6 protein-coding genes are annotated in these 5677 nt (G+C 74.3%); 4 read left to right on the top strand and 2 right to left on the bottom strand.

The annotated features are described in order from the left end of the window. Together GT030_RS25450 and rsmH are read right to left on the bottom strand one after the other, a co-directional pair. On the bottom strand, positions 1–437 hold a 437-nt coding region (locus tag GT030_RS25450; RefSeq protein WP_161203111.1), incomplete at its 3' end, for a septum formation initiator family protein. Positions 438–480: 43 nt separating this feature from the next. Continuing rightward, positions 481–1437: a 16S rRNA (cytosine(1402)-N(4))-methyltransferase RsmH gene (gene rsmH / locus GT030_RS25445; protein ID WP_161203110.1), complete on the bottom strand. Its 957-nt coding sequence runs from the start codon at positions 1435–1437 to the stop codon at positions 481–483. 417 nt (positions 1438–1854) lie between these two features. Here rsmH and GT030_RS25440 point away from each other — a divergent pair, with 417 nt between their 5' ends. The 4 genes from GT030_RS25440 to GT030_RS25425 all read left to right on the top strand — a co-directional run. Next, the gene (locus tag GT030_RS25440) at positions 1855–2427 is read left to right on the top strand and encodes a carbonic anhydrase (protein WP_161203109.1); all 573 of its coding nucleotides are present in this window, start codon (positions 1855–1857) and stop codon (positions 2425–2427) included. A 215-nt stretch (positions 2428–2642) separates the two neighbouring features. Further along, on the top strand, positions 2643–3722 hold the full coding sequence (locus tag GT030_RS25435) for a MoxR family ATPase (protein ID WP_161203108.1): 1080 nt from the start codon (positions 2643–2645) through the stop codon (positions 3720–3722). Beyond that, complete coding sequence (locus tag GT030_RS25430; RefSeq protein ID WP_161203107.1) at positions 3722–5035, top strand: DUF58 domain-containing protein; 1314 nt, start codon at positions 3722–3724, stop codon at positions 5033–5035. Before GT030_RS25435 ends, GT030_RS25430 begins: the two co-directional genes overlap by 1 nt. Continuing rightward, positions 5032–5677 (top strand): transglutaminaseTgpA domain-containing protein (locus tag GT030_RS25425; protein ID WP_237522811.1); only part of this gene is annotated, 646 nt, incomplete at its 3' end. The genes GT030_RS25430 and GT030_RS25425, both read left to right, overlap by 4 nt.

Raw genomic sequence — 5677 nt, 5'->3', positions numbered from 1 at the left:
GTGGTCGCCGGGGCGGTGCTCGGGGCAGCCGTCAGCGCCTCGGGGGCGCGCGGACCGGTGAGGGCGGCCGAGCGGGGCGCCGCGCTGGGGACGCCCTTGACGCTGCCGTCGGGATCGAGGAAGGCGGGGTCGCCGCCGGGGACCATGCCGAGTTCGCGGGCGCGGCGCTGGAGGGCGTCGGGCGCGGAGTAGGCGTCGATGTCCCGCTGGAGGGCCTGTTCCTCGTCGGTGAGGCTCTTGGTCTTGCGCTGTATGTCGTCCAGCTCGAACGACCCTTCGCTGAGCGCCGAGTTGAGCACCAGCAGACCGAGGAGCCCGCCGCCGAGGAGCAGTACGACGAGGAGGACGAAGGGGGTGCGGGCCGCGCGGGCGCGGCCGGCGGGGATGAGCCGGGCGAGCCGGGCCGCCCTCCCCCGAGGTGCGGGCTTGCTGCTCACTGTCCCTCCCGGCGGGTCGTGGCACCCGGCCGGCCCCGTCCGTTCACTCGGCGTCCTCCCTGATGCGCTCGACGCCGCGCAGCCTGGCCGGGGCGGCCCGGCGGTTCTCGGCGATCTCCTCCTCGGTGGGAAGTTCGGCACCGCGGGTGAGGAGCTTGAGGCGCGGCTGGTAGCGCTCGGGCACCACGGGCAGGCCGGGCGGCGCGGTGGTGGCGGCGCCGGCCGCGAAGACCTGCTTGACCAGCCGGTCCTCCAGCGACTGGTACGACAGCACGGCGATCCGTCCGCCGACCGCGAGCGCCTTCACCGCGGCCGGTACGGCCCGTTCCAGTACGGAGAGTTCGCCGTTGACCTCGATGCGCAGGGCCTGGAAGGTGCGCTTGGCCGGGTTGCCGCCGGTGCGCTTGGCGGCCTGCGGCAGGGCGTCCCGGATCAGTTCGACCAGGCGGGCGCTGTTGCTGAACGGCTCCTTCTCGCGCTCGCGGACGACCGCCGAGACGATCCGCTTGGCCTGCTTCTCCTCGCCGTACGCGCGCAGGATGCGCACCAGTTCACCGGCCGGGTAGGTGTTGAGGACCTCGGCGGCGCTGATGCCGGTCGTCTGGTCCATGCGCATGTCGAGCGGGGCGTCCTGGGCGTAGGCGAAGCCGCGGTCGGCCTCGTCCAGCTGCATGGAGGAGACGCCGAGGTCGAAGAGGACCCCCTGGACGGACGGGATGCCCAGGCGGTCGAGGACCTCGGGGAGTTCGTCGTAGACGGCGTGCACGAGGGTGGCGCGGTCGCCGTAGGGGGCGAGACGTTCGCCGGACAGGCGGAGGGCTTCCTTGTCCCGGTCGAGGCCGATCAGCCGGGCCTCGGGGAAGCGGGCCAGCAGTGCCTCGCTGTGGCCGCCGAGGCCGAGGGTGCAGTCGACGACCACCGCTCCCGGCCGCTCCAGGGCGGGCGCCAGCAGGTCCAGGCACCGCTGGAGCATCACCGGGACGTGTCGACTCTCGGTCAAGGGGGCCTCTCATTCCGGCGGGCGGTACGCACCGCCGGGTCCCCGCCCGCTCCGTGAAGGGGAGGCCCGCCGGCGCCGGAAGCGTCGGCCGGCCGGGAGCGGGAGGAGGCCGAGCCGCACGTACGCGCCGCGCACGTGGGGAGACGGTCCGGGCGGATGCCGGGATCTCCGGGGGTTTCACCAGCGGGAAGAGCCGCGCCTCCCGCTTCGCGTCACTTTAGTCCACCCTGTGTCGCGGTCAATCAACCGGCCTGCGCGTCGCGTACGGCTTCCGGGCGGCCCCCGCGATTCGCCGGGATTCACCCGTCCGGCGGAGGTTCGCGCTCCGTGTGGGTTAGCTCACAACAAGCCACGACCTGGTTCTTTGTGGCCGTCCACAGCAGGCCGGGGACACCGGTGACCAGTAACGTCGGGTGCATGACCACTTCCGCAGCAGTTCCGCCCGGGTCCGACGGCGCCATAACGGGTGACGGCGGCGTGACGGACCGCCTGGTCGACGCCAACCAGACATATGCGAGTGAGTTCACCGACCCCGGCATGGACGCGCGTCCGGTGCTCCAGGTCGCCGTCGTGGCCTGCATGGACGCCCGTCTCGACCTGCACGCCGCGCTCGGCCTGGAGCTGGGCGACTGTCACACCATCCGCAACGCGGGCGGCGTGGTCACCGACGACGTGATCCGCTCGCTGACCATCAGTCAGCGCGCGCTGGGCACCCGCAGCGTGGTCCTCATCCATCACACCGGGTGCGGTATGGAGTCCCTCACCGAGGAGTTCCGGCACGACCTGGAGATGGAGGTGGGCCAGCGCCCGCCGTGGGCGGTGGAGGCGTTCCGGGACGTGGACCAGGACGTACGGCAGTCGATGCAGCGGGTGCGGACCTCCCCGTTCCTCCTGCACACCGACGACGTGCGCGGCTTCGTCTTCGACGTGCGCACCGGTCTGCTCCGTGAGATCGACCCGGCCGACGGCGGCGCCGCGAAGCCGGCCTGACGCCCTCCTCCCGCCCTCGTGGCAGGGGGTGAAAGGGCCGCAAGCCCGGCATTGCGGGGGCAGTTGTCCACAGGCGGTGACACGAATCCGTAACGGCGGCAAGAATGCGGGGTGTGACGGCGCGCGGCCTGGTCCGCGCGGCGTCGCAGTTCCGGGGTGGGCCGGTCGCGCTCGCGTGCACAGGCCCCGGGTGATGACGGGCCGAGGAGGGCCGGGTGACGACCTATGACGATCGGGCGAGCCAGGGGGGCGTCCCCGCTCGGACGGAGGCGGGCGCGGGGCGGGATCTGACCGCCACCGCGGAGCGTGTCCGCGCTTCGGTGGAGGACGTGATCGAGGGCAAGCCCGAGGTCGTACGGCTCGCGCTGACCGTGCTGCTCGCCGAGGGGCATCTGCTGATCGAGGACGTCCCCGGCGTGGGCAAGACCATGCTGGCCAAGGCGCTGGCGCGGTCCATCGACTGCTCGGTGCGGCGCATCCAGTTCACCCCCGACCTGCTGCCCTCGGACATCACCGGGGTCTCCATCTGGGACCAGCGGGGCGGTGACTTCGAGTTCAAGCCGGGGGCGATCTTCGCGCAGATCGTGATCGGCGACGAGATCAACCGGGCCTCCCCCAAGACCCAGTCGGCGCTGCTGGAGTCCATGGAGGAGCGCCAGGTCACCATCGACGGCCACAGCTACGAACTCCCGAGCCCCTTCATGGTGGTGGCGACGCAGAACCCGGTCGAGATGGAGGGCACGTACCCGCTGCCCGAGGCTCAGCGCGACCGCTTCATGGCCCGCGTCTCCGTGGGCTATCCCAGCGTCGAGGCCGAGCTGCGGATGCTGGACGTGCACGGCGGCGCCTCCCCGCTGGAGGACCTGGAGCCGGTGGCGCACGCGCACGAGATCATGAAGCTGATCGAGACGGTGCGCACGGTGCACGTCTCGGAGGCGGTGCGGCGGTACGCGGTGGAGCTGGTCGCCGCCACCCGCGTCCACCCCGACCTCAGACTCGGCGCCTCGCCGCGCGCGACGCTGCACCTGCTGCGCGCGGCGAAGGCGTCCGCCGCCCTGGAGGGCCGGGAGTACGCGCTGCCGGACGACCTCCAGGCGCTCGCCCCGCCCGTGCTGGCCCACCGGCTGCTGCCCACCTCGGAGGCCCAGCTCAACGGGCGGACGGCCGAGGACGTGGTGCGGGAGATCATCCAGCACACGGCCGTGCCCACCACCGGCCGGCAGAGCGGCTACGACGGCCTGGACACCTCGCCGGCCCTTCCCCCGCGGCCGCTGCGGTCTCCCAGGGGTCTGTGATGTCCGCCGGGGGGCGGGGCGGGGTGCGCGCGACGCTGTCGGGGCTCACCACCCGCGGGCGCTCCTTCCTGGCCGCCGGGATCGCGGCCGCGATCTGCGCCTATGTGCTGGGCCAGGACGACCTGCTGCGGGTGGGGCTGCTGCTGGCGGCGCTGCCGCTGCTCTGCGCGGCCGTCCTGCACCGCACCCGGCACCGGGTGACCGCCGAGCGCGGCCTGGCCCCCACACGGGTGCCCGCGACCGGGGAGGCGCGGGTCCGGCTCAGGGTGGACAACGTCTCCCGCCTGCCCACCGGCCTGCTGATGCTCCAGGACCGGGTGCCGTACGTGCTGGGGCCCCGGCCGCGCTTCGTGCTGGACCGGGTCGAGCCGGGCGGCCACCGCGAGGTGTCCTACCGGGTGCGCTCGGACCTGCGTGGCAGATACCGGCTCGGCCCGCTCCAGGTGCGGCTGAGCGACCCGTTCGGGATGTGCGAGCTGACCCGGTCCTTCTCGGCGTACGACACCCTCACGGTGCTGCCCCGCGTGGAGCCGCTGCCGCCGGTGCGGTTCGGCGGGGAGGCGCTCGGGCACGGCGACGGGCGGCAGCGTTCGCTGGCGCTGGCCGGCGAGGACGACGTGATCCCGCGCGGCTACCGGCACGGTGACGACCTGCGCCGGGTGCACTGGCGCTCCACCGCCAAGCACGGCGAGCTGATGGTGCGCCGCGAGGAGCAGCCCCGCCGCTCGCGCTGCACGGTGCTGCTGGACACCCGCGCGGCGGCCTACGAGGGCGCGGGCCCCGGCTCGGCCTTCGAGTGGGCGGTGTCGGGGGCCGCCTCCGTGGTGGCGCATCTGCTGGAGCGGGGGTTCTCGGTGCGGCTGCTGACGGACTTCGGGGTCACGGTGTCCGGCGAGGGCGGCTCTGGGCACGAGCGCGCGGCGGCGGCCGCGCTGATGATGGACACCCTCGCGGTGATCGACCACTCCGACGGCGCCGACCTGGGGGGCGCGTACGACGTGCTGCGGGACGGGCACGACGGGCTGCTGGTCGCCTTCCTCGGTGACCTGGACGGCGGGCAGGCGGCCTCGGTGGCCCGGATGCGCAGGCGCGGCGGCGCGGTCGCCTTCGTGCTGGACCCGGACGCCTGGACGCGCGAGCCGACGGCGGTGCCCGAGCCGAACGCCCCGCTGCCCCAGCGGCTGCGCGTGCTGCGCGAGGGCGGCTGGACGGCACTGGGCGTGCCGCGCGGGGCCTCGCTGGAGGAGCTGTGGCGGCAGGCGGACCGGGAGCGGCCGGGGCCGGCCGCGCTGAGCGGGAAGGCACGGGGATGAGCGGACGGGCACGACTGGCACTCTGCGCGGCGGCGGCAACGCTGATGGCGTCCTCGGCCCTGCTGCCGCTGGTCGACGGCCCCACCTGGCTGCTGCTGTCGGCGCTGCTGGTGGCCGTGCAGGCGGGCGTGGGCACCGCGGCCCGGCGGATTCCGCTGTCCCGGTCGCTGACCCTGACGGCGCAACTGCTGGTGACACTGGTGCTGCTGACGCTGGTCTTCGCGCGGGCCGAGGCGCTGGGCGGACTGCTGCCGGGGCCGGACGCGTTCCTGCGGTTCGGGGCGCTGTTCGGGCAGGGCGCGGACGACGTGAGCCACTACGCGATCCCGGCGCCGCTGACCGACGGCATCCGGCTGCTGCTGGTCGGCGGGGTGCTGCTGGTGCATCTGCTGGTGGACACCCTCGCGGTGTCCTTCCGGCGGGCGGCCCCGGCGGGGCTGCCGTTGCTGGCGCTGTACTCGGTGGCGGCCGGGCTGTCGGACGGGGCCGCGGACTGGCTGTGGTTCCTGGTGGCGGCGGCCGGTTATCTGATGCTGCTGCTCGCGGAGGGCCGGGAGCGGCTCGCCCAGTGGGGCCGGGTCTTCGGCGGCACCCCGCGCGCGGGCGCCCCGGCGGGCGGGGTGACGGCACCGGCGCGCACCG

It is taken from the genome of Streptomyces sp. SID1328 (assembly GCF_009865595.1).
In the GTDB taxonomy this organism is placed as follows: domain Bacteria; phylum Actinomycetota; class Actinomycetes; order Streptomycetales; family Streptomycetaceae; genus Streptomyces; species Streptomyces griseoluteus.
Note: the sequence above shows the minus strand (reverse complement) of the source record. Positions and strands in the feature narration are given on the sequence as shown.

Bases quoted from the DNA above. Each gene is read 5' to 3' on its own strand.
- GT030_RS25440 (WP_161203109.1), top strand. From the start codon at position 1,855: ATGACCACTTCCGCAGCAGTTCCGCCCGGGTCCGACGGCGCCATAACG.
- GT030_RS25430 (WP_161203107.1), top strand. From the start codon at position 3,722: ATGTCCGCCGGGGGGCGGGGCGGGGTGCGCGCGACGCTGTCGGGGCTC.